At 64.2% G+C, this 24,820-nt stretch carries 25 protein-coding genes; 14 read left to right on the forward strand and 11 right to left on the reverse strand.

From position 1 onward, the window contains the following. Positions 1 to 19: 19 nt before the first annotated feature. The gene (locus AC04SG_RS08415) at positions 20 to 772 is read left to right on the forward strand and encodes an SDR family NAD(P)-dependent oxidoreductase (RefSeq protein WP_192259182.1); all 753 of its coding nucleotides are present in this window, start codon (positions 20 to 22) and stop codon (positions 770 to 772) included. 9 nt (positions 773 to 781) lie between these two features. Here AC04SG_RS08415 and AC04SG_RS08420 read toward each other — a convergent pair whose 3' ends face one another. Further along, on the reverse strand, positions 782 to 1,699 hold the full coding sequence (locus AC04SG_RS08420) for a zinc-binding dehydrogenase (protein WP_488550653.1): 918 nt from the start codon (positions 1,697 to 1,699) through the stop codon (positions 782 to 784). A gap of 108 nt (positions 1,700 to 1,807) precedes the next feature. Between AC04SG_RS08420 and AC04SG_RS08425 the strand changes: the two genes are divergently transcribed. Further along, positions 1,808 to 2,614 carry an AraC family transcriptional regulator gene (locus AC04SG_RS08425; protein WP_488550654.1) on the forward strand — a complete coding sequence of 269 codons (807 nt, stop codon included), beginning with the start codon at positions 1,808 to 1,810 and terminating at the stop codon, positions 2,612 to 2,614. Positions 2,615 to 2,659: 45 nt separating this feature from the next. Here the strand turns inward: AC04SG_RS08425 and AC04SG_RS08430 are convergent, their stop codons facing one another. Next, positions 2,660 to 4,450: a cation:proton antiporter domain-containing protein gene (locus tag AC04SG_RS08430; RefSeq protein WP_488550655.1), complete on the reverse strand. Its 1,791-nt coding sequence runs from the start codon at positions 4,448 to 4,450 to the stop codon at positions 2,660 to 2,662. A gap of 204 nt (positions 4,451 to 4,654) precedes the next feature. Next, entirely contained in the window at positions 4,655 to 5,104 is a 450-nt protein-coding gene (locus AC04SG_RS08435) for a baeRF12 domain-containing protein (RefSeq protein WP_488550656.1), read from the reverse strand. A gap of 421 nt (positions 5,105 to 5,525) precedes the next feature. Here AC04SG_RS08435 and cysG point away from each other — a divergent pair, with 421 nt between their 5' ends. The 7 genes from cysG (at position 5,526) to AC04SG_RS08470 (ending at position 12,904) form a co-directional block, all read left to right on the forward strand. Continuing rightward, entirely contained in the window at positions 5,526 to 6,977 is a 1,452-nt protein-coding gene (cysG, locus tag AC04SG_RS08440) for a siroheme synthase CysG (protein ID WP_488550657.1), read from the forward strand. Next, entirely contained in the window at positions 6,974 to 7,279 is a 306-nt protein-coding gene (locus AC04SG_RS08445) for a DUF2849 domain-containing protein (protein WP_192259176.1), read from the forward strand. The genes cysG and AC04SG_RS08445 overlap by 4 nt, the downstream gene beginning before the upstream one ends. Positions 7,280 to 7,322: 43 nt before the next feature. Further along, positions 7,323 to 8,993, forward strand: a complete 1,671-nt coding sequence (locus AC04SG_RS08450; RefSeq protein WP_488550658.1) for a nitrite/sulfite reductase — start codon at positions 7,323 to 7,325, stop codon at positions 8,991 to 8,993. Continuing rightward, positions 8,968 to 9,732 carry a phosphoadenylyl-sulfate reductase gene (locus tag AC04SG_RS08455; RefSeq protein ID WP_192259174.1) on the forward strand — a complete coding sequence of 255 codons (765 nt, stop codon included), beginning with the start codon at positions 8,968 to 8,970 and terminating at the stop codon, positions 9,730 to 9,732. The genes AC04SG_RS08450 and AC04SG_RS08455 overlap by 26 nt, the downstream gene beginning before the upstream one ends. Positions 9,733 to 9,851: 119 nt before the next feature. Beyond that, positions 9,852 to 10,385, forward strand: a complete 534-nt coding sequence (locus AC04SG_RS08460) for a DUF934 domain-containing protein (RefSeq protein WP_488550659.1) — start codon at positions 9,852 to 9,854, stop codon at positions 10,383 to 10,385. A gap of 96 nt (positions 10,386 to 10,481) precedes the next feature. After that, positions 10,482 to 12,089 (forward strand): GMC family oxidoreductase, encoded by a 1,608-nt coding sequence (locus AC04SG_RS08465; protein ID WP_488550660.1) that lies wholly within the window; start codon positions 10,482 to 10,484, stop codon positions 12,087 to 12,089. A 194-nt stretch (positions 12,090 to 12,283) separates the two neighbouring features. Then, on the forward strand, positions 12,284 to 12,904 hold the full coding sequence (locus AC04SG_RS08470; RefSeq protein ID WP_142868981.1) for a DJ-1/PfpI family protein: 621 nt from the start codon (positions 12,284 to 12,286) through the stop codon (positions 12,902 to 12,904). A 48-nt stretch (positions 12,905 to 12,952) separates the two neighbouring features. Here AC04SG_RS08470 and AC04SG_RS08475 read toward each other — a convergent pair whose 3' ends face one another. Both AC04SG_RS08475 and AC04SG_RS08480 read right to left on the reverse strand, forming a co-directional pair. Beyond that, a complete protein-coding gene (locus AC04SG_RS08475) occupies positions 12,953 to 13,975 on the reverse strand; it encodes a fatty acid desaturase (protein WP_488550661.1) in 1,023 nt (340 codons plus the stop codon). An 84-nt stretch (positions 13,976 to 14,059) separates the two neighbouring features. Beyond that, positions 14,060 to 14,260, reverse strand: coding sequence for a hypothetical protein (locus tag AC04SG_RS08480; protein WP_488550662.1), 201 nt, complete (start codon positions 14,258 to 14,260; stop codon positions 14,060 to 14,062). 239 nt (positions 14,261 to 14,499) lie between these two features. On the opposite strand from AC04SG_RS08480, the gene grpE reads away from it, so the two are divergent. Both grpE and AC04SG_RS08490 read left to right on the forward strand, forming a co-directional pair. Further along, positions 14,500 to 15,129 (forward strand): nucleotide exchange factor GrpE, encoded by a 630-nt coding sequence (grpE, locus tag AC04SG_RS08485; protein ID WP_488550663.1) that lies wholly within the window; start codon positions 14,500 to 14,502, stop codon positions 15,127 to 15,129. Positions 15,130 to 15,242: 113 nt separating this feature from the next. Next, complete coding sequence (locus AC04SG_RS08490) at positions 15,243 to 15,881, forward strand: trimeric intracellular cation channel family protein (RefSeq protein WP_488550664.1); 639 nt, start codon at positions 15,243 to 15,245, stop codon at positions 15,879 to 15,881. A gap of 94 nt (positions 15,882 to 15,975) precedes the next feature. On the opposite strand, the gene olsB is transcribed toward AC04SG_RS08490, so the two are convergent. The 6 genes from olsB to AC04SG_RS08520 form a co-directional block, all read right to left on the reverse strand. Next, positions 15,976 to 16,851 carry a l-ornithine N(alpha)-acyltransferase gene (gene olsB / locus AC04SG_RS08495; RefSeq protein ID WP_488550709.1) on the reverse strand — a complete coding sequence of 292 codons (876 nt, stop codon included), beginning with the start codon at positions 16,849 to 16,851 and terminating at the stop codon, positions 15,976 to 15,978. A 176-nt stretch (positions 16,852 to 17,027) separates the two neighbouring features. After that, the gene (locus AC04SG_RS08500) at positions 17,028 to 19,319 is read right to left on the reverse strand and encodes a response regulator (RefSeq protein ID WP_488550665.1); all 2,292 of its coding nucleotides are present in this window, start codon (positions 19,317 to 19,319) and stop codon (positions 17,028 to 17,030) included. Positions 19,320 to 19,463: 144 nt separating this feature from the next. Beyond that, positions 19,464 to 20,453: an acrylyl-CoA reductase (NADPH) gene (acuI, locus tag AC04SG_RS08505; RefSeq protein ID WP_488550666.1), complete on the reverse strand. Its 990-nt coding sequence runs from the start codon at positions 20,451 to 20,453 to the stop codon at positions 19,464 to 19,466. Between the two features lie 65 nt (positions 20,454 to 20,518). Continuing rightward, entirely contained in the window at positions 20,519 to 21,007 is a 489-nt protein-coding gene (gene lspA, locus AC04SG_RS08510) for a signal peptidase II (protein ID WP_488550667.1), read from the reverse strand. Beyond that, the gene (locus tag AC04SG_RS08515; protein WP_488550668.1) at positions 21,004 to 21,861 is read right to left on the reverse strand and encodes a TrmH family RNA methyltransferase; all 858 of its coding nucleotides are present in this window, start codon (positions 21,859 to 21,861) and stop codon (positions 21,004 to 21,006) included. Before AC04SG_RS08515 ends, lspA begins: the two co-directional genes overlap by 4 nt. A gap of 34 nt (positions 21,862 to 21,895) precedes the next feature. Further along, complete coding sequence (locus AC04SG_RS08520; protein WP_488550669.1) at positions 21,896 to 22,972, reverse strand: RsmD family RNA methyltransferase; 1,077 nt, start codon at positions 22,970 to 22,972, stop codon at positions 21,896 to 21,898. 127 nt (positions 22,973 to 23,099) lie between these two features. Here AC04SG_RS08520 and AC04SG_RS08525 point away from each other — a divergent pair, with 127 nt between their 5' ends. From AC04SG_RS08525 to AC04SG_RS08535, 3 genes are all read left to right on the forward strand, one after another. Next, positions 23,100 to 23,798: a helix-turn-helix transcriptional regulator gene (locus tag AC04SG_RS08525; RefSeq protein WP_488550670.1), complete on the forward strand. Its 699-nt coding sequence runs from the start codon at positions 23,100 to 23,102 to the stop codon at positions 23,796 to 23,798. Positions 23,799 to 23,889: 91 nt separating this feature from the next. After that, complete coding sequence (locus tag AC04SG_RS08530) at positions 23,890 to 24,270, forward strand: VOC family protein (protein WP_488550671.1); 381 nt, start codon at positions 23,890 to 23,892, stop codon at positions 24,268 to 24,270. Then, on the forward strand, positions 24,267 to 24,701 hold the full coding sequence (locus AC04SG_RS08535) for an EVE domain-containing protein (RefSeq protein WP_488550672.1): 435 nt from the start codon (positions 24,267 to 24,269) through the stop codon (positions 24,699 to 24,701). Before AC04SG_RS08530 ends, AC04SG_RS08535 begins: the two co-directional genes overlap by 4 nt. Positions 24,702 to 24,820: the final 119 nt, after the last annotated feature.

Here is a 24,820-nt window from a genome sequence, read left to right on the forward strand (position 1 = left end):
TCCGGCTGGAGACAGCGACATGGCCGAGACCGACACCAGAAAAACCATCGTGCTGACCGGCGCTAGCCGCGGCATCGGCCATGCCACGGTCAAGCGCTTTTCGCGCGAGGGCTGGCGGGTCATCACTTGTTCGCGCCAGGCCTTTGCCGAGGACTGCCCGTGGCCGGCCGGTCCGGAAGACCACATCAAGGTCGATCTCGCCGACCAGGAGGATGTCGGCATCGCCGTGTCGGAGATCCGCCATCGGCTCGAAGCGCATGGCGGTCAACTGCACGCGCTGGTCAACAATGCCGGCATCTCGCCGAAACTGAAAGACGGCAACAGCCGGATGAATTCGATCGACACGCCGATGCATGTCTGGCGCGATGTGTTCCAGGTCAATTTCTTTGCGCCGATCATGCTCGCGCGTGGCCTCTTCAAGGAGTTAGCTGCGGCCAAGGGCTCGATCGTCAACGTCACCTCGATCGCCGGCACCCGCGTGCATCCTTTCGCCGGCACCGCCTATGCGACGTCGAAGGCAGCGCTCGGCTCGCTGACGCGCGAGATGGCGCATGATTTCGGGCCGCACGGCATCCGCGTCAATGCGATTGCTCCCGGCGAGATCGACACCGCGATCCTGTCGCCGGGCACCGACAAGATCGTCGAGACCATCCCGCTCAGGCGCCTTGGCGCCACGGCGGAAGTCGCCGACATCATCTACTTCCTGTGCTCGCAGCAGGCGTCCTATGTGACGGGCTCGGAAATCCACATCAATGGCGGCCAGCACGTCTGAGCGCTGACTTCAGGCTATGGTGAGAACGGCCTTGCCGCTGAAGCTGCGCTGTCGCAGGGCGTCCAGGGCCTGGGCGATATCCGTCCATGGCAGGGTCAGGGACACGCGGGTCTCCAGCCGCCCAGCCGCGACCAGGGCGAGCAGCGAGGCGATATCGGCGCCAATGGCTGGACCTGATGTGTAGTAGGCGAAGGTCTGAAGTCTCGCGCCCTCGTGACCCGGAACGAACTGTCTGAAGCCAATTGGCGTCAGTTCGCCGCTGCTTGAACCGAACATGACGATGGTGCCGCCCGGGGCGACGCGTTCGATGGCGTGGGCGAGGCTTTGGCCTCCCACCGACTCGGTGATCAGCGAGAATGGCCCTTTGGCCAGTTCGATCGACTCCACGATCTGCTCAGCGCCTAGTCCACGGAGATCCTCGGCATGTCGGGCGGCGGCGATGGCGGTCACGACGGCGCCTTGCTCGCGGGCGATCTGGATCTGGAAACGCCCGACCGCACCGCTGGCGCCGGTGATCAGGACCCGCTGGCTGGCGAGGTCACCGCCATGGCGCAAGACCCTCAGCGCCGTCGTGCCCGCGACCGGAAGCGTGGCCGCAGAAGCGACGCTGACCTCATCCGGTACGACTGCGAGACGGTCTGTCGGAACGGCGACACGTTCGGCCCAGCCGGCTTCGTCGACCAAAGCCACAACCCGGGCGCCGACGGCTGGCCCGGAGCCATCGGCAGCTGCCTGTTCGACAATTCCAACCACGTCCTGACCAGGTATCCAGCCATCCGGGCGTATGGTGAGCAGGCGTAATTCGCCGCGGTTCAACGAGGTCGCGTGGACGCAGACAAGCGCTTCGTTGGCGTGAGGCCGAGGGTCCTCGACCTCGGCGAGCCTGAGCCCGGTGGTGCGGTCGGGAGACATAACGAGGGCGCGCATGGGAACCTTCCTGCTGGTTTGTGGACGCCAGCCACAAACCGGAACCTATCGATTTCCTCGGCAAAGAATTTAGCTATCATGGCGAATAGTCGCTAAAAGCCGTCAATCATGAGACAGCCTCTACGCTACCCCTGGGTCAATTTCGATGTGGATGACGCCGTCGCGCCGGCAATTGCGGTGCGCGTCGACGTCACCGAAACCAAAGCGGAAGTGGCTGCCCATTGGCACCGCAAGGGCCAGCTCGTCTTCGCGCTCGGCGGTGGCGTCACCTGCCGCGTCCCCAGCGGCCTGTGGATGGTGCCGCCGCATTGCGGGGTGTGGATTCCCGGCACTATGGAACACAGCAACATCGCGACGGCCAATGCGCGGATTTTCTTCGTCTACATCGAGCCGGGCGCTGCCGATCTGCCGGATCGCTGTTGCACGCTGTCGATCTCGCCGCTGCTGCGCGAATTGATCATCGAGCTGTCGGACTGCGCGCCGGACGATGCAAGGTGCGCCTTCCTGGGAAGCGTCCTGCTTGCCGAACTGCCTGATATGCCGGTTCAGCAGCTGCATCTGCCGATCTCCGCCGAGCCGCGTTTGCGGCGGATCGCCGAAGCGTTGGCGCAGGACCCTGCCGACCGCAGCACGCTGGCGGAATGGGGCAGCCGCGTTGCGCTCTCAGAGAGCAGCCTCGCCCGTCTCGTGGTAAAGGAGACCGGCCTGAGCTTCGGCCGCTGGCGCCAGGAATTGCACCTGATCGTGGCCATACGCGAGCTGGCCGCCGGCGCCAGCGTGCAGCAGGTTGCGGGCGATCTCGGCTATGGCTCCGTCACCGCCTTCATCACCATGTTCAAGAAGGCCCTTGGCAAGCCCCCGGCAAAGTACCTCAGCAGCGTCGCGCAAAATGGCGGCTCTGCCTTCGTGGCGTAATCAACGCTGCCTTCGTGGCGTAATCAACGCGCCTATGGGCAAACCTCAGGCCGGGGAGGGTTCAATGGCTTCGGGGCGCGGCATCGGCTTTTGCCCCAGCACCTCTTCCACGATGCCGCGGGCGATTTCGCGTTCGCCCATGATGACGGTGTCGGCGCCGAGCCCCTTGAGATGCTCGACCTCGGCGTCGGAATGGGCACGTGCGATGACGTTGATGCCGGGATTGGCGGCGCGTGTCCTGAGCACAACCTGGCCTGCTTCGAAGGCATTGGGGATGGCAAGGATCAATCGTTTGGCGCCCTGCGGATTGGCGGCGGCGAACACGCCTGCGTTGGCCGCATTGCCGGAGACGGTTTCGACGCCGTCCTCTCTCAGCCTGGCCAGCGTCTTGTCGGCGTCCTCGATGACCAGGAAGGGCAGCGACGCCTGTTTCAGCGCGGCACCCACCAGGCTGCCGACGCGGCCGTAGCCAATCAGGATGGTGTGGCCTGAAAGCGTCGTGCGTGGCGGTGGGCCATCCTCTTTGGCCGTGGCAGCCACCGAGGCCACTTGTCCCGGCTGTGTCGCCGGGCCGACCGGCTTGGCCTCTTCCGGCGACGCTGCCCTGGCGGCACGCGCGTCCAGCCATGGCTTCATCCAGTCGACGGCAAGGAACATCAGCGGATTGACGAGGATCGACAGGATGGCGCCGGCCAGGATCAGGTCGCGTCCCTGTTCGGGCAGCAGCTTCAGTCCGACGCCGAGCTCGGCCAGGATGAAGGAGAATTCGCCGATCTGGGCAAGACTGGCCGAGATCATCAACGCGGTTGCCAGCGGATAGCGGAAGGCGATGACGATGACGAAGGCGGCCAGCGACTTGCCGATGACGATGATGGCCAGCGTCGCCAGGATCGGCAAGCCATTGCTCATCAGGCTGAACGGGTCGAACAGCATGCCGACCGAGACGAAGAACAGCACCGAGAAAGCGTCGCGCAGCGGCAGCGATTCTTCCGCCGCGCGGTGGCTGAGCTCGGATTCGCTCATGATCATGCCGGCGAAGAAGGCGCCGAGCGCCAGCGAAACACCGAACAGCTTGGCCGCGCCGAAGGCGACGCCGAGCGCGATCGCCAGCACCGCCAACCGGAACAACTCGCGCGAGCCGGTATGGGCGACATAGTGCAGGATCCACGGAATGACCCGGCGGCCGACAACCAGCATGACGACGACGAAGGCGACAACCTTGGCTAGCGTGAGCCCGACGACGCCCCAGATGCCGTAGCTGGCCGGCAGCGACAAAAGGCTCGCATGGTCGTCGACCTGCGGCTGGCCGCCGAGCACGCCGGCAAGGGCGGGCAACAGCACCAGCGCCAGGACCATGGCGAGATCCTCGACGATCAGCCAGCCGACGGCGATGCGGCCGCGCTCGGTCTCGATCAGCCGCCGCTCCTGAAGCGCGCGCAACAGCACCACGGTGGACGCGACCGAGAGCGCCAGGCCGAAGACCAGGCCGGCGCCCATCGACCAGCCAAGCATCCAGGCAAGGCCGGCGCCGAGCGCGGTGGCAAAGCCGATCTGGACGATGGCGCCGGGCACGGCGATGGCGCGGACGGAGAGAAGATCCTTCAGCGAGAAATGCAGGCCGACGCCGAACATGAGCAGGATGACGCCGATTTCGGCCAGCTCATTGGCAAGGCCCGCATCGGCGACGAAGCCGGGTGTGTTCGGCCCGACCAGCACGCCGGCAACGAGGTAGCCGACCAGCGGCGGGATGCGAAAACGGTTGGCGAGCGCCCCGAAGATGAATGCCAGCCCCAGACCGGCGACGATGGTGGCGATAAGGGGCGTGTCATGCGGCATTGTCTATGGAGGGCCTTTCAAGAACGGTGATGTCGGGGTGCGCCGCCCGCGGCCGTCGCCTTTGCAATATGGTGGACAGGGTGCTGGCGATGCAACCCGCAAGGCGGAATTGCTGGCCAGAGGTGCTGAAAAACCAAAGGCGCGCGCAGCAGAACCGCTGCGCGCGCCTGACAGCGGATGTCGGATGGGCAACCCGGTTGGTCGTCACGCTGCCTGCAGCATGGCCTCGATGTCGGTCACAGGGCGGTTGGTCAGTGTCTTTGGGATTTCGGCCTGTACCTTGTCGGTGACTTCCTTGTGCAATTTCTTGCGCATCGTGCCGAGCATGACCGGCGGCGCGATCAGAACGATGTCGTCGAAGATGCCGTGATGGGCGAGCTTGTAAAGCCGGTCGGCGATCTCTTCGGCGAAACGTTCCTTGCCTTGGCGGTGCCAGTCGGTGTCCTCGACCGCGCTGCGATGAACGGAGGGGCCGTCATTGTAGCGGCCGGGGCTGTCGCTGCCCTGCTCGCGCGTCGCCGGGTTGTCCTGTTTCATCTCCTGGAAGAGCTGCAGGTTCGGATGGAGATTGTTGCCCTCGTTCTTCAGAAACAGCGCCTTCTCGCCATCGGCCACCATGACCAGAATGCCATGTTTCAGGTTGATCTTGTTCATCGCGCGCTCCTGCTCGAGGGTTTCAAATCCGACCGACTATCGTCAGCATCGGCAAGGTCAGAACGCGTGGCGGAGCGGGAACGTTCCACTGTTCGACGGGGGGCCAGCACCTGCCCCTGCCTGCGGCAACTCAACGGCCTCAGCGAAGGGCTGTACCACCGACGGCTTTAATCTACTGAATTAGTAGAATTTAGAAAAAACAATTTTGCGACTTGGCTGGCTGACGGATAAAAGAGCCGCAGAACAAGGCCTGCACCAGCAGCCTGAATCCGCTGGATACGCGGATGTGGAATATTTTTCTCTTCGCCTTTATGCTTGCGGAAAACCGATTGCCTCCCGTCAGGGGATGCGCGAGTGGGTTCCTTCAGCTTTTTCACGTCCGCGCGTAAAACTGCCGAACTGTTCCGGAATCTTGTTTGTCATGCCGCATGCCAATCCCAAGCTCAACGCGTTCCCGGTGTTCATGCGGGTCGAGGGCGAAGCCGTGGCCATCGTCGGCGGCGGTGGCGAGGCGCTGGCCAAGGCGCGGCTGCTTGATCAGTCGAGCGCGACACTGCGCATCATCGCCGATGTTGCGGACGCCGAACTGCTGAGCTTCATCGCAGTAACTGGCGCGACGCACATCGCCGCCCCTTACGATGCCGCGAATCTCGGAGGCGCGGTCATGGTGTTTGCCGCCAGCGGCGATGAGGCGCTCGACCGCCGCGTCGCCGAAGATGCGCGCCGGCTTGGCATTCCGGTCAATGCCGTCGACCGGCCGGAGCTCTGCGATTTCTTCACCCCGGCTCTGGTCAACCGTGCGCCGGTCGCCATTGCAATCGGCACGGAAGGCGCTGGCCCAGTGCTGGCGCAGATGCTGCGCAGCCGGATCGACCGCATGCTGTCGCCATCGTTGGGGCCGCTGGCCACGCTCGCCGCCTCGTTCCGTGCCACTGCCGAAAAGCTGCTGCCGAAAGGCAATGCGCGCCGTCAGTTCTGGAGCAGTTTTTTCCAGGGCGCGCCGGCCCGTGCCGTCGAAGCCGGCGAGCTGTCGCAGGCGCACGACGCCGCCGTCGATCTGTTGCTGTCGAAGGCTCCGGTCGCGGGCCATATCGCGCTGGTTGGCGCTGGGCCCGGCGCCGAGGATCTTTTGACGATGCGCGCGCATCGCTTACTGATGGAAGCCGACGTCATCGTATATGACGCGCTGGTGCCGGAGGCGATCGTCGCCATGGGCCGTCGCGACGCCGAGCGGCTGCCTGTAGGAAAACGCAAAGGATGCCATACCAAGAGCCAGGCCGAAATCAACGCGCTGCTTGTCGAGCTCGGCAAGCAGGGCAAGCGTGTCGTGCGGCTGAAGTCGGGCGATCCGCTGGTGTTCGGCCGGGCCGGCGAGGAGATGGCAGCACTCCGCGATGCCGGGATCGCCTATGACGTGGTCCCCGGCGTCACCGCCGCCTTCGCCGCCGCCGCCGATTTCGAACTGCCGCTGACGCTGCGCGGTGTGTCTTCTTCGATGGTGTTCACCACCGGGCACGATCTCAAGGGCAATTCGCTGCCGGATTGGGCCAAGCTCGCCATCTCCGGCGCCACGGTTGCCGTCTATATGGGCCGCTCGGTCGCTGCCGAAGTTGCGGGACGCCTGATCGAGGCCGGCCTGGCGCCGGACACGGCGGTCGCCGTGGTCGAGAATGCCAGCCTGCAAAACCGCCGCCGTTTCCATGGCACGCTGGCCGACCTGCCGTCGCTGGAAGCGCGCGCCGATCTGACCGGCCCGGTGATGACCATCATCGGCGACGCGGTTGCCGGCGCCAACTTTGAACGTTCCGAGCCGCTGGCGGCACATAGTCACGAGAGCGCCGCCAACGCGGCCGCCGCAGAGGTCGAACCATGAAGATATTGACCGCAAACCGCCTCACCGACGGCATCGCTGTCTGGTACGCCGATGGCGGCTGGGCCGAGACGGTGGACCACGCCGATCTCGCCCATGACAAGGCGGCCGAAGATCGGCTCGAGGCGATCGGCGCCAAGGCCTATGCCGACAATGAAGTGGTCGACGTCAACCTGATCGACGCTGAGGTCGTCAATGGCGTCGTCGAGCCGGTGCGGCTGCGCGAAAAAATCCGCGCCGCGGGGCCAACCATCCACCCCGATCTCGGCAAGCAAGCGAGCCGGCAAGCGGAACGAGCCGCTTAAATCCAAGGAAGGCAACGGGCGGACGCGCCCTGAAAGACGAAGCATGTACCGTTACGATGAGTTCGACCACGATTTTGTCCAGGCCCGCGTCGCCGAGTTCAGCGACCAGGTCGAGCGCCGGCTGTCCGGCGAGATCACCGAGGACCAGTTCCGGCCGCTCAGGCTGATGAACGGCGTCTATCTGCAGCTGCACGCCTACATGCTACGCATCGCGGTGCCCTATGGCACGCTGAACGGCAAGCAGTTGCGCATGCTCGGTCACGTCGCGCGCAAATACGACAAGGGCTACGGCCACTTCACCACGCGCCAGAACATCCAGTTCAACTGGCCGGCGCTGTCGGACATTCCGGCGATCCTGGCCGATCTCGCTAGCGTCGAGATGCACGCCATCCAGACCAGCGGCAATTGCATCCGCAATGTCACCGCCGATCATTTTGCCGGCGCCGCCGCCGACGAAGTCGCCGATCCACGCCCCTATGCCGAGATCCTGCGGCAGTGGTCGTCCGTGCATCCGGAATTCTCGTTCCTGCCCAGAAAATTCAAGATCGCGGTGACCGGGGCCGAGCGCGACCGCGCCGCCATCCAGACGCATGACATCGGCCTGCACCTGAAGAAGAACGCCGCCGGCGAGCTTGGCTTTGCGGTCTATGTCGGCGGTGGCCAGGGCCGCACGCCGATGGTGGCGAAGAAGATCCGCGACTTCCTGCCGGAAGCCGATCTTCTATCCTACTGCACGGCGATCCTGCGCGTTTACAACCTCTATGGCCGCCGCGACAACAAGTACAAGGCGCGCATCAAGATTCTGGTGCACGAGACCGGCGTCGAGGAAATCACCCGCCAGGTCGAGGCCGAATGGCAGGAATTGAAGGACGCCGAGCTGAAACTGCCGGAGGCCGACATCCGCGCCATCGATGCCTATTTCGCGCCACCTCAGCTGGTGGATCGGCCGGAAGGCGACGCGGCGGTGAGGCTTGCACGGTTGGATTCCAAGAGCTTCTCGGACTGGCTCGACCAGAATGTCGTGACGCATCGCCATCCCGACTATGCGGCGGTGACGATTTCGCTGAAGGGGATCGGCGAGGTGCCGGGTGACGCCACCGACAGCCAGATGGAAGCGGTTGCCGACATCGCCGAGAAATACGCCTTCGACGAGCTGCGCGTCAGCCATGAGCAGAACCTCATCCTGCCGCACGTGGCGCGCGCCGATCTGAAGGCGGTCTATGACGCGCTAGTCGATATCGGTCTGGCGACGGCCAATTCCAATCTGATCAGCGATATCATTTCCTGCCCCGGCCTCGACTATTGCGCGCTGGCGACGGCGCGCTCGATCCCGATCGCGCAGGAGATTTCGCTTCGCTTCGCCTCGCTCGAGCGGCAGCGCGAGATCGGCGAACTGAAGCTGAAGATCTCCGGCTGCATCAATGCCTGCGGCCACCACCATGTCGGCCATATCGGCATTCTCGGTGTCGAGAAGAAGGGCTCCGAGCTCTACCAGGTGACACTTGGCGGCTCGGCCGACGAGAACACCTCGGTCGGCGAGATCATCGGCCGCGGCTTTTCCTCGGAAGAGATCACCGACGCCATCGAGCAGATCGTCGACACCTATCTCGGCCTTCGGCTCAGTCCCAGTGAAAGATTCATCGACGCCTACCGCCGTGTCGGTCCCGCGCCGTTCAAGGAGGCGCTCTATGCTGGCGAAACCAAGGCCGCTTGACCGTATCGTCGACGTCGATGACAGCATCGCCGCCAAGGCGGCGGGCTTCGATGCGCTGTACGGACATCTGAAGCCGCTTGAGATCATCGAACGCGCGACCCGCGAGCTCTTTCATGACGAAATCGCCGCCGTCTCGTCCTTCGGCGCGGATTCGGCGGTGCTGTTGCACATGATCGCCAAGGTCGATCGCACGTTGCCGGTCATCTTCCTCGATACCGGCAAGCATTTCGAGGAAACGCTCGGCTATCGCGACGCACTCGCCGCCGATTTCGGGCTGACCAACATCAGGGTGATCAAGCCGGAAGAGGCAGCGCTCGAACGGATCGATCCGACCGGCAATCTGCACCAGAGCAACACCGATGCCTGCTGCGACGTGCGCAAGGTCGAGCCGCTGGCGCGGGGCGTGGCGCCCTTCCGTGCCTGGTTCACCGGCCGCAAGCGCTTCCAGGCCTCGACGCGGGCGGCATTGCCGGTGTTCGAGGCGGTCGGCCCACGCGTGCGCATCAACCCGCTGGCGCATTGGACGACATCCGACCAGGCCGACTATATGCGCGCGCATGCGCTGCGCGAAAATCCGCTGGTCGCTTATGGTTATCTGTCGATCGGTTGCTTCCCGTGCACGCAGCCGGTGCAGCCGGGCGAGGATGCGCGCAGCGGCCGCTGGGCCGGTCATGCCAAGACCGAGTGCGGCATTCACCTCTCCGGGTTGGAGAAGTCGCTGACCGACGCTTCCCTTTAGGCTATGTAGATATTCAGGTGAGGCTGGCCTGCAAACGGCGGCTTCCACTCGGAGGCCGCCGGTTTCGTTTGGACTGGCTTTTAGCGGACTTTCGATTTTTGGAGCTTTAGGAATTTCTGATGACTGAACAGACGATAGCGGAGACCCGGCTCTGGACCCCGACGGGTTTTCGCGAGGACGAGTGGGCGCATGCCGAAAGTGCTGACGCGCTGACGGGCAACGGCCGCTTTATCCTGCCACTGCAGGCGTTTCTCGGCCTTGATGCGGAGGTGCGGCGCTCGGCAAAGGAGCGGCTTGGCGTGGTGCTGCAGCCAGGCGACCAGCTGGAGAAGATCGCCGATCTGCTCGACCAGCTGTCGCTGGTGGCCTTGGCCTTTCCAGCCTTCAACGACGGCCGCTCCTTCTCCAAGGGTGAGCTGCTGCGCAGCCGTTACCAGTTCGAGGGCGCCGTCCGCGCCACCGGGCAGGTCCTCGTCGACCAGCTGCCGCACATGCTGCGGCTCGGCTTCGACGAGTTCGAAATATCGAACCCGGTGCTGTTGAAACGACTTGAAGAAGGCCGTATCGGCGGGCTCGGGCTGTATTATCAGCCGACCGAAGCCTCTGAGCCGAAGGGGCCGAAATACTCCTGGCGGCGCGTTCGCAACAGCTGACGCGGCGGTAATTCCACCCGCCTTTACATCGGCTGAAATCAAGCCTTCTCTTGGCTGTCCAGACGGAAACATCCGCGGGACGCCAGGGAGGAAGCCATGGATTTCGACTATGTCATTGCCGGTGGCGGGTCCGCCGGCTGCACGCTTGCCGCACGGCTCTCGGAAGATGCGTCGAAAACCGTCTGCCTGATCGAAGCCGGCGGCGAGGGCAGGAATCTGCTCATCCGGGCGCCCGCAGGCATCATCGCGCTGCTGCCCGGCCGGCCGAAGATCAACAATTGGGGATTGCAGACGGTGCCGCAGCAGGGGCTCGGCGGTCGCAAGGGCTACCAGCCGCGCGGCAAGGCGCTCGGTGGCTCCAGCGCCATCAATGCCATGCTCTACACGCGCGGCCACCGTGGCGACTATGACGAATGGGCCGGCCTCGGTTGTCAGGGCTGGTCGTGGAACGAGGTGCTGCCCTATTTCAAGCGCGCCGAAGGCAATCAGCGCGGCGCCGACGCGCTGCATGGCGGCGACGGGCCGCTCAGGGTCGGCGAACAGCAGGAGCCGCGCCCGATCGCGCGCGCCTTTGTCGAGGCTTGTGGCGAAAACCAGATCCGCCGCAATGACGATTTCAACGGGCAGGAACAGGAAGGGGCGGGGCTTTATCAGGTCACGCAATTCTGGGGTGGGGACCGAAATGGCGAACGCTGCTCGGCAGCCGCCGCCTATCTGCATCCGGCAATGAGCCGGCCGAACATCACCGTGATCACGGGCGCGCATGCCACCGGCATTGTGCTCGACGGCAAGCGTGCCACCGGGGTTCGGTACCGCAAGGGCAACAGCGAGGCCGTGGCCAAGGCCAGGCGCGAGGTCATCGTCTGCGGCGGCGCTTTCGGTTCACCGCAGCTCCTGCTGTTGTCCGGCATCGGTCCGGCCGACGAGCTTGCCGCGCACGGCATTGTCGTTGCCCATGAGCTGCCCGGTGTCGGCAAGAACCTGCAGGACCATCTCGATTTCATCCTGGCGTGGACATCGAAGGATGCCGACATGATGGGCATCGGCCTGCGCGGTCTGCCTGGCCTCGTTAGGCACATGCTGCGCTGGCGCAGAAACGGCACCGGCATGATCGCCACGCCCTATGCGGAAGGTGGCGCTTTCCTCAAATCCGATCCGGCGATCGACAGGCCCGATCTGCAGCTGCATTTCTGCATCGCCATCGTCGACGATCATGGCCGCAAGCTGCATCTGGGCTACGGCTTTTCCTGCCATGTCTGCGTGCTTCGGCCGCATTCGCGCGGCGAGGTCGGGCTGTCGAGCCCGGACCCGCTGGCGCCGCCGCGCATCGATCCGCGCTTTCTATCCGACGAAAGGGACGGTGACCTGCTGCTCAAGGGTGCCAGAATGATGCGCGGCATATTGGAGGCGCCGGCGTTGGCAAAGTACCGTGACAGGGAGATCTATACCGCCGGCGTTTCCAGCGATGCCGAGCTGATGGCGCATATCCGCGCTCGCGCCGACACGATCTATCACCCCGTCGGCACCTGCAAGATGGGTGTCGATGCGATGGCCGTCGTCGATCCGCAGCTTAAGGTGCGCGGGCTACAGGGGCTGCGGGTCGTCGACGCCTCGGTGATGCCGACACTGATCGGCGGCAATACCAATGCGCCGACCATCATGATCGCCGAAAAGGCGACTGATATGATCAGGGCCGCTGCCTGATTTCTCGCCTCGTGGTCGGACCAACTTTGCCGTTTCTCGCTGGATGCGCTGATGTGCCGTCCAACTCATGTCTAGCGAACTCAATCTGGTCAGACCAATTGTGCGATTTGGGCTTTTCCTTTCGCGAGCCTGCCCTTAGGATAGGGCCATTATTTCGTGATCCGAAATAATGGCCAGCAAGGGAGGAGACCGGCATGGCAGGCAAGAAGATATTGATGCTCGTTGGCGAGTTCAGCGAGGAGTATGAGATTTTCGTCTTTGAACAGGCCATGCATGCGGTTGGCCACACCGTCCACGTCGTTTGTCCCGACAAGAAGGCCGGCGATATATTGAAGACCTCGCTGCATGATTTCGAGGGCCACCAGACCTACACCGAAAAGCTCGGCCACGATTACATCCTGAACAAGACGTTTTCCGAGGTCGATCCGGCGCAATATGATGCCGTCTATGCCGCCGGCGGGCGTGGTCCCGAATATATCCGCATCGACAAAAGGGTGCAGGCGTTGGTCAGGCATTTCCACGAGACCGGCAAGCCGATCTTCACCATCTGCCATGGCGTGCAGATCCTGATCGCGGTCGACGGCGTGGTGCGCGGCCGGGAAGTCGCGGCGCTGCAGTATTGCGAGCCGGAGGTGACGCTGGCAGGCGGCATCTACATCGATGTCGCGCCGACCGGCGCCCATGTCGACGGCAATCTGGTGTCGGCCAAGGGCTGGCCCGGCCTTGCCGCCTTCATGCGCGAATGCCTGAAGGTGCTCGGCACCGAGATCCGCGATGGCAAGGCGCTGATGCGCGACGAGCGCAAGGCCGCCTGAGCAGCTTTTGGATAAAATCCCGCCGCGCCTCTGGCGCGGTGGATTACTTCAGGCCATAGCCCGCGCTTCGCGAAACGAGATCAGCTTGCGGCGCTGTTCGTCCCACAGCGCCAGTTTGACGCAGCGCAGGCTGTCGAGCAGCGTGACGCGGCCGATGCCGCGCAGTTCCGGATAATCGCGCAGCACTTCCTGCAGCCGGTAGCCCGGCACCTTGGCCGAGAGATGGTGGACGTGGTGGACGCCGATATTGCCGGTGAACCAGTTCAGCACCGCCGGCAGGTCGTAATAGGACGAGCCGTGCAACGCGGCATGCTGGAACTCCCACTCTTCGTCCTTCGCCCATTCCGTCTCCTCGAACTGGTGCTGGACGTAGAACAGCCAGATGCCGGCGGAACCGGCGAGGACAACGATGGGCAGATGGACGACCAGGAAAGCGCCGGGGCCGATCCACCAGATGAGGAGCGCTGCGGCAATCGCAATGGCCAAGTTTGTCGTCATCGACGACACCCAGGGCGTCAACCCGCCGCGCATCATGCCGATCGGCAGCCTTTGTTCGAAAATGAACAGCCAGATCGGCCCGAGGCCGAACATCACCAGCGGATGGCGGTAAAGACGATAGGCAAGGCGCCCGCGCCATGACAGGCGCCGGTACTCGGCCAAGGTCAGCGTGCGGATGTCGCCCATGCCGCGTTCATCAAGATTGCCGGCGCTGGCATGGTGCACCGCGTGGGCGCGCCGCCAGCAATCATAAGGCGTCAGCGTCAGCACGCCGAGCGCGCGGCCGATCCAGTCGTCGGCGGTGCGGTTCGCGAAGAAGGAGCCGTGGCCGCAATCGTGCTGGATCATGAAGATCCGCACCAGAAAGCCGGCGGCGGGAAGGATGAGGATCAGGCCCCACCAGTGGCCGTAGGAATAGGCGGCCGAAGAGAGCGCCCACAGCGTGGCGAAAGGGATGAGGGTGATGGCCAGTTCTAGGGTACTGCGCCGCCGGTCAGGCTTCTTGTAGCGCGCCAGTATCTTCAACCAGGCGCGCTTGCTGTTGGCGGCCGTCTCGGGGGAAATCATGTTCATCAGGAAGCATAGGCGGGGCTTGCCGCTGCCGCAAGGCACAGCTCACGCAAAATTACTGCGCGTAATTGTCGCGCGATTGCGTCGCTATTGCCGGCGTTGGCCGCCTGCCACGCTGGCTTCTATGCCGTCCAGACGGTCGAGCAGGTCCCGAAAATGCTGCGGAATGTCGGCCTCGGTTCGGAATGCCGGCAAGCTACGCAGGAAGCGCTTCGTTGCCTCGGTGCCGAACTGGCGCTTGATATCGGCGGCGAGCTCTTCGCTCCTGTCGCCCTTGTTGCCTGTCATTGTCCCAAAATCCTGTGTTGGCTTCGAAACTCCTCCAGCCACGGAATGGTTCCCCCATAGCGGGGTATTGGCAAGCAAAGCCGGCAATCACGGTAAAATTTGAATTAATTTCGAAAGACCTTCGCGATCCGTGCCAAGGTCCTCCGAACGGCCCCAAGCATTGCTTGCCCCTTGATTTTTGACCGCCAAACCTCGATATCGGGCGCAAATCCAAACCATTCGAATGACGGGAAACGGCGATGAGCGACCAGGCAAAAGACGAATGCGCGCCCGAGGATATTGAAACGGCCGAGGCCGAGCGCACGCAAGGCGGCATCGACGGCGACTATGAAGCGCTGGTGCGGCTGCTGAAGGAAAACGAGGAACTGAAGGACCGCGCGCTGCGCGTCGCGGCCGAGATGGAGAATCTGCGCCGCCGCACCGCCCGCGACGTGCATGACGCGCGCGCCTATGCGGTGGCCAATTTTGCCCGCGACATGCTGTCGGTGTCGGACAATCTGCGCCGCGCGCTCGATGCCATCCCGGCCGAGGCCAAGGCAGCCGGAGATGCCGGCTTCAAGGCGCTGATCGACGGCGTCGAGATCACCGAGCGCGCCATGCTGTCGGCGCTGGAGCGGCACGGGGTGAAGAAGCTTGAGCCGGAAGGCGAGAAGTTCGACCCGAATTTCCACCAGGCGATGTTCGAGGTGCCCAATCCCGATGTGCCGGCCAACACCGTGGTCCAGGTCGTGCAGCCGGGCTATTCGATCGGCGAGCGCGTGCTGCGGCCCGCCATGGTCGGTGTCGCCAAGGGCGGCCCCAAGATCGCGGCAGCCGAGGCGCCTGTCGAACCAGGCCCGGTGAACGAGCAGGCCGAGAAGGATGCGTGAGTAGGGAATAGGCAGTAGGCAGTAGGCAGTAGGCAGTGGGGGCCGTATCAATCGCCCGGCTTCGTGTTATTGATACTTCCTAATTCCAATCCCTACTGCCTAATCCCTGCCTCATGCCCTTGAGCGCCATCGACCTCCTCGACTATGCTGGCGTCGCCGTCTTTGCGGCGACCGGGGCGCTGGCCGCCTCGCGCAAGCAGCTCGACATTATCGGCTTCCTGTTCCTGGCCAGCGTCACCGGCATCGGCGGCGGCACACTGCGCGACGTCATCCTCAACCTGCCCGTCTTTTGGGTCGGCAACTCAGGCTATGTGCTGATCTGCGCGGCGGTTGCGGTGCTGGTCTTCTTCATTGCCCACCGCGTCGAATCCCGCTGGAAATGGCTGCTCTGGCTCGATGCCATCGGATTGGCGGCCTTTTCGGTGATGGGCGCGGCCAAGGGGCTGGCGATCACCGGTTCTCCGGTCGTCTCCGTCATTATGGGCGTGCTGACCGCCACATTCGGCGGCATCCTGCGCGATCTGCTGGCCGGCGAGCCGTCGGTGCTGCTGAGGCCCGAAATCTACGTCAGCGCGGCGCTGGCGGGCGCCGGCCTCTACACGCTTGGCGATCTTATCGGCTTGCCGCCGCTCGCCTCGGACCTTGCCGGCTTTGTCGCGGCTTTCCTGGTGCGTGGCGGCGCGCTCAAATTCGGCTGGACGTTTCCGTCCTACAAGAGCCGGCCGGGACGGCGGCCGGAGGATATTCCGTAAGGGGGAAGTGAGTAGGGATTAGTGAGTAGGGAATAGTCAGTAGTCACGAACCCCGGCAGCCTTCACTACTGCCTACTGCCTACTGCCTACTGCCTCACGCCGCAAAGCGCTGCGCTTCGCCGCCATAATAGTTGACATAGCGGGCGCCGATTTCCTTGACCGGCATCACCACGAACACATCGACGGTAGAGAATTCGCGGTCGATGACGCAGCCGTCGCCGATGCGGGCGCCGACGCGCAGATAGCCCTTGACCAGCGGCGGCATGGCCGCGATCGCCGCCTTGGCGTTTACCGCCTCGATCGGCATCAGGTCCATCGAGCAATAGCGCCCGGACACAGCCCGCACATCCCAGGCTGAGTTGGTGCGGCAGTGATGGGCAAGATAGGTAAGCGCCTCGGCATGCGCCGCCGGCACCGTGCCGTGGAACGAGGCACAGCCGGTCATCACACCGATCTCATAGTGCTTGATATAGGCCCAGATGCCTTGCCACAGCGCCTCGATGGTGCGCTTGGAGCGGTATTCCTTAAGAACGCAGGAGCGGCCGAGCTCAAGGAAGCGCTGCCCGGGATGACGGGCAATCAGCTTTGTCAGCTCGAACTCGCCTTCGGAATAGAAGCCGCCGGCGGTCGCTGCGATTTCTTGCCGCAGCAGCCGATAAGTGCCGACGATGCGGCGATGCTCGGGTCCGGAAATCGAGGTGTCCAGCACCAGCAGATGGTCGCAGAGCGGGTCGAAACGGTCGGCGTCGCGCCGATCCTGTGCCTGGAACAGGTCCTTCCTGGCGCCAAGCTCGTCATAAAATACCCGGTAGCGCACTTCCTGCGCGGCAGCGACCTCGGCTTCGTTGCGGGCAAGCCGCACTTCGAGATTACCGATCCGGCCCAGCGGTGCGCCTGTTGCGACGGCATCGGCGTTACGCGCGGCGAGCAAAGCACCGCCTGCGTTGGGCCGAGTGTCACATTCCGGCATAACTGTATGCACGAGTGATTCTCCTTCGAGCCATCCCTCTTGGCACGGGGATACGGTGTAGGTGCAACAGGATTGTGACAGTACCGTGATACGGCGCAGCGGGCAATACTTCGTCGGCTGGCGAAAACCCTCAACCGGCTACCTTACGTGACGGCAAAGAGCACGTTGGGGCGGCCTCAGGCGGCCACCTGGCCTTCGACGGCATGGACCAGCGCGTCGGGGTCCAGCGGCTTGGTGACGAAACCGCTGGCGCCATGGGCAAGCACTGTGTGGCGGGTCTTTTCCTGGCTGTCGGCCGAAAGCACCATGATCGGAACCGGCGGCACGGCCATTTCTTCCTCGTGGCGGCGGATGGCCGCGATTGCGTCCAGCCCGTCCATAACCGGCATGTGCAGATCCATCAGCACCACGTCGAAACGGTGTTTCAGCCCGGCTTCGGTGATTGCCTCGACCGCGGCCTTGCCGTTGCCGACGACTTTGACCCGATGCCCTGCCTTCAAAAGCGTGGCGCGGGCCAGCATGGCGTTGATGTCGTTGTCTTCGGCGATCAGCACCGACAGGCCCTGCTGGCGCCCGCCAACAGCCCGATGCGACGACGCCCCGCTTTTTTCCGGCTTCGTGGGCAGGGGCAAAGCAGGGGCATGGCTGGTCAACAGCACGCGCATCAGCGTTTCGCCGCGCACCGGCCTTGCCAGGAAGGTGGCGTAGCCGCTGGCGCGGAATTCGCCAAGCATGCCGCGGTCGGTCGGCGCGATCAGCGTGATCGCCTCGCAATCGGCAAAGCCGCTCTGGCGCAGGCGCTTGAGCAGCCTGCCGTCGCTGTCTTCCATGGCGGCGTCGATCAACAGCGCGTCGCAATGTTCGGCGAAAGGCGTCGCCTGGGAAGCGGTCGCGGCCACATCGACGGCGCCGCCATGGGCGCGGATGGCACGGGCGATAGCATCAGCCTCTACAGCGTTCTTCGACACGATGACGGCGCGCCGGCCGACGAGGATATTCTGCCGGTTCTGCGGCGCTTCGGTCGCCCCTGTGGCCGGGATTTCGAAGACGAATTCAGATCCCTCGCCAAGCCGGCTCGACACCGAAATGGCGCCGCCCATGGCCGTCGCCAGGCGCCTCGATATGGCAAGGCCGAGGCCGGCGCCGCCATGGGTGCGGGTCGAGGTGCCGTCGGACTGTTCGAATTCCTCGAAGATGCGCTCCATGTCCTCTTCGCGCAGGCCAGGGCCGGTGTCGGCGACGGTGAAGCAGATGCGGTCGCTGGTCTCGGTGCGGGCCCGCGCGACCGAGACCAACACGCCGCCGGTGTCGGTGAACTTGATCGCGTTGCCGATGAGGTTGAGCAGAACCTGCCTCACTCTTCCCGGATCGGCCATGATCATCTGCGGCACGTCGGGCTCGACATGACAGCCGAGGCCGATGTTCTTGGCGAAGGCTTTCGCCGCCATCAGTTCAATGATGTTGTCGGCAATCTCGCGCAAAGATGTCGGCTGCGGCTCCGGGTCGAAGCGACCGGCTTCGATCTTGGAATAATCGAGCAGGTCCTCGATGAGCGCCAAAAGGGCGCTGGCCGAGGTCGAGACGGCGGCGACATAGGTGCGCTGCTCCGGCGACAGATTGGTGTCGGCCAGTAGCTTGGCCATGCCCATGATGCCGTTCATCGGCGTGCGGATCTCATGGCTGACGGTGGCGAGGAAGCGCGACTTGGCCTGGCTGGCATATTCGGCGCGCTCCCGCGCGGTGATGAGCGAGGATTCGGCACGTTTGCGGGCGGTGATGTCGCGGGCAATCGCCCGGTGCGAAACGGCGCCGCTGTCCTTGTCGCGCACCGACAGTTCGATCCACGAAAACCAGCGCGGACCGTTAGGCGTGCGGATGGAGACGTCGGTGGAACTCAGGCATTCGTGATCCGAAAAGGCGGCGTCGGGAACGACCCCGACATCGATGCCGAGGTCTGCCAGCGTCCTGCCTGCAAGATCGCGCTGATCGGTTCCGACGAGGCTGGCGAAAACCTTGTTGGCATAGACGATGTGGCCGTCGCGGTCGCGGTGGACGACGAGGTCGCCGAGCGCATCGATCAGCCCGCGAAAGCGCTCCTCGCTCTCCTGCATCTCCCACATGCGGTCGGCCAGCGTCTCGATCTCGGCGCGGCTGCGGGCTGCGGTTTCGTCGAGCAGGGCGGTCGCGCGGTGGACGGTGTGGCGGTTGCGCAGGTGCATGGCGACGCCGCCAAGGCCGGTCGCCAGCAGGCCGAGCGTGATGAAGATCGGCGCGCCGGTGAGGTGGGACAGGCCCGCCAGCACGACACTGGCGACCACGGTCAAGAACAGCAGGCCCTCGTGCGTGGCGCGCGGAAAATCCGGCGCCAGCGGCGGTGGGACAACATGCTGCCGCTTCGGCGTCGCCGGGCTCGGCCGGTCGATGCTTTCGGCACGGTTCTTCTCTTTCCTGGCGGACTCCGCGATCATGCGGAAATCCTTGCCAGATAGAGATTATGGAAAAGCGCGGCGGATCGTTCGAATTTTAGCGGTCATGCATTTTTGGCGGTTTTCCGCATCTCATGATCTTTTCCGAAAACCGGATTCCACTTTTCGGGATCATGCTTCGGGAGCTCACATATCCACGACCACGCGGCCCCTGATCTTGCCGTCGACGATGTCGTGGGCGGCGGCGATGATGCCGTCGAAGCCGATTGTCGTCGACAGGCCGGCAAGTTTCTTGAGGTCGAGATCGGTGCCGATCCGGCGCCAGGTTTCCAGGCGCACCGCCTTGGGCGCCATCACCGAATCGATGCCAAGCAACGAGACGCCACGCAGGATGAAGGGTGCGACGCTCGACGGCAGATCCATGCCGCCGGCCAGGCCGCAAGCGGCGACCGCGCCGCCATAGGCGGTCATCGACAGCACATTGGCAAGCGTGTGGCTGCCGACGGCATCGATGCCGCCGGCCCAGCGTTCCTTGGCCAGCGGCTTGGCCGGCTGGGACAGCTCGTCGCGCGAAATCACTTCGGCGGCACCGAGGTCGATCAGATAGGGGCTTTCGGCGTTGCGGCCCGTCGAAGCGATGACATGGTAGCCGAGGCTGGACAGGATCGAGACCGCGACCGAGCCGACGCCGCCGGCCGCACCCGTCACCACCACCGGGCCGCGGTCGGGCAGGATGCCGTGCCGCTCCAGCGCCATGACGCACAGCATCGCCGTATAGCCGGCGGTGCCGACCGCCATCGCATCGTGGGCGCTGATGCCGTCGGGCAACGGCACCAGCCAGTCGCCCTTGACACGGGCGCGCCCGGCATAGGCGCCGAAATGCGTTTCGCCGACACCCCAGCCGTTGAGGATGACCTTGTCACCCTTGCGCCAGTCGGCATGCGACGACGAGAGAACGGTGCCGGCGAAGTCGATCCCCGGCACCAGCGGCCAGCGGCGGATCACCGGCGCCTTGCCGGTGATCGCCAGCCCATCCTTGTAATTGACGGTCGTTGCCTCGACCGCGACGGTGACATCGCCTTCCATCAGATCGGTTTCGCCGAGATCGACGATTTCGACCGACTGCTTCTTGTCGGCATCGCGCGAAACGAGGATGGCATTGAAGGTCTCGGACATTTTTTCTCCTCGGTCAGGCAAAGGCTGGCCGGAGTGTGCGGCGACCGTCCGGCGAGGTCAATTGGTCAAGCGTCCGGACCTTGCGGCTTCGCCTGACGCCGCCAGCCGATGAGTTCGTCGAAGACGATCAGCACGGCGCCGACCGAAATGCAGGCGTCGGCGAGGTTGAAGACAGCGAAGGACCATACCGGCGTGTGGAACAGTATGTAATCGATGACGTGGCCGTAGACGGCGCGGTCGATCAGATTGCCGAGCGCCCCACCGATGATCAGCGCAAAGCCGATGCGGGCCAGCACATGGCCAGCCGGGGTGCGAGTCGCCAGATAAAGCACGAAGGCGACGACGAGAACGGCAATGACGACCAGGCCGGTGTCGCCGACGGACGAGAACATCGAAAAGGCAATGCCGGTGTTGTAGGTGCGGTAGAGCGCCAGGAACGGCACCAGATCGAGCTTTTCCTGGAAAGCGAGGCCGGTTTCGACCAGATGCTTAATCCATTGGTCGAGCGCGATTGCCGCTACCACCAGCAGCGCATAGGGGGACCATGATTTCACGATTTAGCGTCCTCGGGAGCAAGCTTCAGGGCGCCGCGCCGGATCTCGAACAGCATGACGCCGGTGGCGACGGCAAGGTTGAGTGAATCGGCGCGGCCGGCCTGCGGAATCCGGAGCAGCCGGTCGCAGCTTTCGGCCAGATTGTCGGGCAGGCCCTGCTGTTCGTTGCCCATCATCAGCAGCACCGGCCCCCTGGAGAAATCGACCGAGCGGTAATCAACCGCACCCTTGAGATGGGTACCGACGACAAGGCCTGAGAAGCTGTTTCGCCAGGCCAGGAACGCTTCGGACGTGGCCCTGGTTACCGGCACAGCGAAGATCGAGCCCATGGTGGCGCGCACGGTTTCGACGGAGAAAGGATCGGTGGTCTCGCCGACCAGGATGACTCCTTTGGCGCCGACAGCATCGACGGTGCGGATGATGGTGCCGAGATTGCCGGGGTCGCGCACCCGGTCGAGCGCCACCCAGACATCGCCGTCGTGGGCGCGGATGTCCTTCAACGGCAGAAGTTTCTGCTGGAAGACGCCGACCACCATTTGCGGATTGTCGCGGCGGGTGATGGCGACCAGCACCTTTTCCGACACTTCGAGCACGGTGCCGCCGGCGGCAACCGTGCGCGCCGCTACCTTTTCGACCGCCGCATTGCCACGACCGGCCTTGGCGAAGACCAGCGTCTTGATCGACCAGCCGAGGTCGAGCGCGTCGATGACCAGCTTCAGCCCTTCGGCCATGAAGGCATTCTGCTGGTCGCGGAATTTCTTCTGCGCGAGCGCCTTGATGTCCTTGATCAGCGGGTTGGCGAGGCTGGTGACTTCCTTCACCTGACCCGGCGCGCCGGCGTGCCGCTCATTCATCCATGACTCCCGGGCATTCAGGTCCCCCGGGCATTCAGGCCACCCAGCGCGAAAACAGCGATGTCGACAGCGCCCGGCCGGCGGATTGCTCGCGGATGATCAGTTCACCTGATTCAACCGTGCCGCCCATGCCGGCAAATGTATCGCGCATCAGGGCGTGGATGGCGAAGAAGGAGGCGCGGATCGAATAGGCGGTCAGCACCACCGCCAGCGGCTTCGGCGTCAGGATCGCGCGGCAAAGGTCGGTCAGGCCAGGCAGGTCCTCGAACAATTGCCAGACCTCGCCCTTGGGGCCGCGACCATAGGCGGGCGGGTCGAACAGGATGATGTCGTAGCGGCTGCCGCGGCGCTCCTCGCGCTCGGCGAATTTCACCGCGTCGTCGACGATCCAGCGGATCGGCTTGCTGCCGAGGCCGGCCATTTCCTGGTTTTCGCGGGCCCAGCCGATCGCCTTCTTCGAGGCATCGACATGGGTGACTTCGGCGCCGGCTCGGGCTGCTACGAGAGAAGCGAGCCCGGTGTAGCCGAACAGGTTCAGGACCTTGACCGGGCGCTTCGCCGCCGCGATCAGGCTGGCCATATGGTCCCAGTGCGAGGCCTGCTCGGGGAAGACGCCGACGTGGCGAAACGAGGTGAAGCGGCCGAGATAATCGATGCCGTCATGCTTCATCGGCCAGGTCTCGCCAAGCGGCATTTTCGGAAAACGCCAGCGGCCGATGCCCTCCTCGTCGGTGTCGCCGGTGAAGATGGCGTCGGCGCGGTCCCAGTCCCTTGCCGGCAAGGCCTTTTGCCAGATCGCCTGGCCTTCGGGCCGTACGATGCGGTAGGGGCCGTATTGTTCGAGTTTTTCGCCGGCGCCACTGTCGAGCAGCGCATAATCCTGGTTGGGCGCTACTTCGAGGATCACCGGCAGGCGTTCGGCGGGGAGGGCGCCGTCGCGACGCGCAAGCAGGCGCGGCGCCGGCTTCGGATCAAACCGGTCGTCCGGTTTTGTTTCGTGGCGCTTGGCTTCCGGTCGGATTGGCGTAGCGGCTGGCTGCGGCCGCGCGTGTTCGGCCCTGCCCTTTGCGGGCGGACGGTTGTCGCGGCGTTTGTCGCGAAAAGACTTCAAGCAGGAACGTCTCCGGAGGCGGCAGGCCGCTTTTGACATAGGGTCACCGGCTGCGCAAACAAAATGGTCCAACATACGAATGTCCGAGGTAGTGGACCTCGCCTGAGGAAACAGGCAAATCTGGGCGATGTCCCGTTCCGAACGCCTGCTCGACCTGATCCAGATTCTGCGCCGGTATCGCCGGCCGGTCAGCGGCCGCACGCTTGCCGGCGAGATGAATGTGTCGATCCGCACGCTCTATCGCGACATCGCCACGCTGCAGGGGCAAGGCGCGCCGATCGAGGGCGAGGCGGGGCTGGGCTATGTGCTGAAGCCCGGCTTCATGCTGCCGCCGCTGATGTTCACCGACGAGGAGATCGAGGCCATTGTGCTCGGATCGCGTTGGGTTGCCAGACAACCGGACAAGCGTCTCTCGGCCGCGGCGGCCGACGCGCTGGCCAAGGTTGCCGCGGTGCTGCCGGACGATCTGCGCGAGGACCTCGATGCAAACACACTGCTGGTCGGGCCGCGCGGCGATGCCGTCGAAGGTATCGATCTTGGACTTGTTCGCCAGGCGATCCGCAATGAGCGAAAACTCGGCTTTATCTATCGCGACGCCGGTGGCGCCGCTTCGCAGCGCATGGTCTGGCCGTTTGCGATCGGCTTCTTCGACAAGGTGCGGGTGATGGTCGCCTGGTGCGAGACGCGCCAGGATTTCCGCCACTTTCGAGCTGATCGCATGTCCGCTCTCAACGCCACCGACAGCCGCTATCCGCGCCGCCGGCAGGCGCTGCTGAAGGAATGGCGCGTGACGTTGGATGCGCCAAAGCGCCAAACTGACGCGTGATGCTTCCTTTTACGAGTTGGCGAATCACTGCTGCCAGAATCTGACAGTGGGGCCGCCTATGCTCCTCCAATCGAAACCCTGGAGAGCAGGCATGAACACCCCTAATTTCGTCATCCTCTATGTCGACAGCCCGGAGCGGAGCGGTGCCTTTTACAGCGCGCTGTTTGGGCGCCAGCCGGTGGAGGCAGCGCCAACCTTTGTGCTGTTCGTGCTCGACAATGGGTTCAAGCTCGGCCTGTGGTCGCGTCACACCGTGGAGCCGTCGGCCGCCGCAGCGGGTGGTGGTGCGGAACTCGTCTTCGCGTCGGACCGGGCTGATGCGGTGGACGCCGCCCATAAGGACTGGGCAGGGCGCGGCCTGGCCATCCTGCAAACACCGACCGACATGGATTTCGGCCGCACCTTCGTTGCGCTCGATCCCGACAACCACCGGCTGCGTGTCTATTGGCTGAACGACGGAGAACAGGGATGAGTGCCCATTGGATCGCGGTGGCTTCCGCCGAGCATGTGCGGCGCGGCCGTGAGGCCGGCTTCATGCAGGTCAATCACGGCAAGGCGGCACCGCTGCGCCGCATCAAGCCAGGCGACGGCATCGTCTACTACTCGCCGACCACAATTCTGCGCGAGAAGGACCACCTGCAGGCCTTCACGGCGATCGGCACCGTGCGTGAAGGCGAACCTTACCAGGGCGACATGGGCGCCGGTTTCACACCATTTCGTAGGGATGTCGCATGGGCCAAGGCGGACGAAGCGCCGATCAAGCCGCTGCTCGAACAACTCGACTACACCAAGGGCAAGTCGAACTGGGGCTACCAGCTGCGCTTTGGCCTGTTCGAAATCACCGCGCATGATTTCTCGCTGATCGCCGAGGCGATGGGCGCCGAAACCACGAAGGCAGCCTAGGTCTTCAGCGCCCCGGATTGGCACGGCCATGGTGACAAGGCTGCTGACGCCAAGCTGTCAGCAGTCTTGTGCGACAAGCGCATCGCCACCTGATCCGCCGCACCTCCCCAAGGAGAATA

The organism is Mesorhizobium sp. CNPSo 4684 (genome assembly GCF_057784315.1).

Coding starts and splice junctions, on each gene's coding strand:
- AC04SG_RS08415 (WP_192259182.1), top strand. CDS start 20: ATGGCCGAGACCGACACCAGAAAAACCATCGTGCTGACCGGCGCTAGC.
- AC04SG_RS08525 (WP_488550670.1), top strand. CDS start 23,100: ATGTCCCGTTCCGAACGCCTGCTCGACCTGATCCAGATTCTGCGCCGG.
- AC04SG_RS08490 (WP_488550664.1), top strand. CDS start 15,243: ATGCCCTTGAGCGCCATCGACCTCCTCGACTATGCTGGCGTCGCCGTC.
- AC04SG_RS08500 (WP_488550665.1), bottom strand. CDS start 19,319: ATGATCGCGGAGTCCGCCAGGAAAGAGAAGAACCGTGCCGAAAGCATC.
- AC04SG_RS08425 (WP_488550654.1), top strand. CDS start 1,808: ATGAGACAGCCTCTACGCTACCCCTGGGTCAATTTCGATGTGGATGAC.
- AC04SG_RS08435 (WP_488550656.1), bottom strand. CDS start 5,104: ATGAACAAGATCAACCTGAAACATGGCATTCTGGTCATGGTGGCCGAT.
- AC04SG_RS08480 (WP_488550662.1), bottom strand. CDS start 14,260: ATGACAGGCAACAAGGGCGACAGGAGCGAAGAGCTCGCCGCCGATATC.
- AC04SG_RS08535 (WP_488550672.1), top strand. CDS start 24,267: ATGAGTGCCCATTGGATCGCGGTGGCTTCCGCCGAGCATGTGCGGCGC.
- AC04SG_RS08455 (WP_192259174.1), top strand. CDS start 8,968: ATGCTGGCGAAACCAAGGCCGCTTGACCGTATCGTCGACGTCGATGAC.
- AC04SG_RS08465 (WP_488550660.1), top strand. CDS start 10,482: ATGGATTTCGACTATGTCATTGCCGGTGGCGGGTCCGCCGGCTGCACG.
- AC04SG_RS08430 (WP_488550655.1), bottom strand. CDS start 4,450: ATGCCGCATGACACGCCCCTTATCGCCACCATCGTCGCCGGTCTGGGG.
- AC04SG_RS08470 (WP_142868981.1), top strand. CDS start 12,284: ATGGCAGGCAAGAAGATATTGATGCTCGTTGGCGAGTTCAGCGAGGAG.
- AC04SG_RS08515 (WP_488550668.1), bottom strand. CDS start 21,861: ATGAATGAGCGGCACGCCGGCGCGCCGGGTCAGGTGAAGGAAGTCACC.
- AC04SG_RS08475 (WP_488550661.1), bottom strand. CDS start 13,975: ATGAACATGATTTCCCCCGAGACGGCCGCCAACAGCAAGCGCGCCTGG.
- cysG (WP_488550657.1), top strand. CDS start 5,526: ATGCCGCATGCCAATCCCAAGCTCAACGCGTTCCCGGTGTTCATGCGG.
- AC04SG_RS08460 (WP_488550659.1), top strand. CDS start 9,852: ATGACTGAACAGACGATAGCGGAGACCCGGCTCTGGACCCCGACGGGT.
- grpE (WP_488550663.1), top strand. CDS start 14,500: ATGAGCGACCAGGCAAAAGACGAATGCGCGCCCGAGGATATTGAAACG.
- AC04SG_RS08420 (WP_488550653.1), bottom strand. CDS start 1,699: ATGCGCGCCCTCGTTATGTCTCCCGACCGCACCACCGGGCTCAGGCTC.
- acuI (WP_488550666.1), bottom strand. CDS start 20,453: ATGTCCGAGACCTTCAATGCCATCCTCGTTTCGCGCGATGCCGACAAG.
- olsB (WP_488550709.1), bottom strand. CDS start 16,851: ATGCCGGAATGTGACACTCGGCCCAACGCAGGCGGTGCTTTGCTCGCC.
- AC04SG_RS08450 (WP_488550658.1), top strand. CDS start 7,323: ATGTACCGTTACGATGAGTTCGACCACGATTTTGTCCAGGCCCGCGTC.
- AC04SG_RS08530 (WP_488550671.1), top strand. CDS start 23,890: ATGAACACCCCTAATTTCGTCATCCTCTATGTCGACAGCCCGGAGCGG.
- AC04SG_RS08445 (WP_192259176.1), top strand. CDS start 6,974: ATGAAGATATTGACCGCAAACCGCCTCACCGACGGCATCGCTGTCTGG.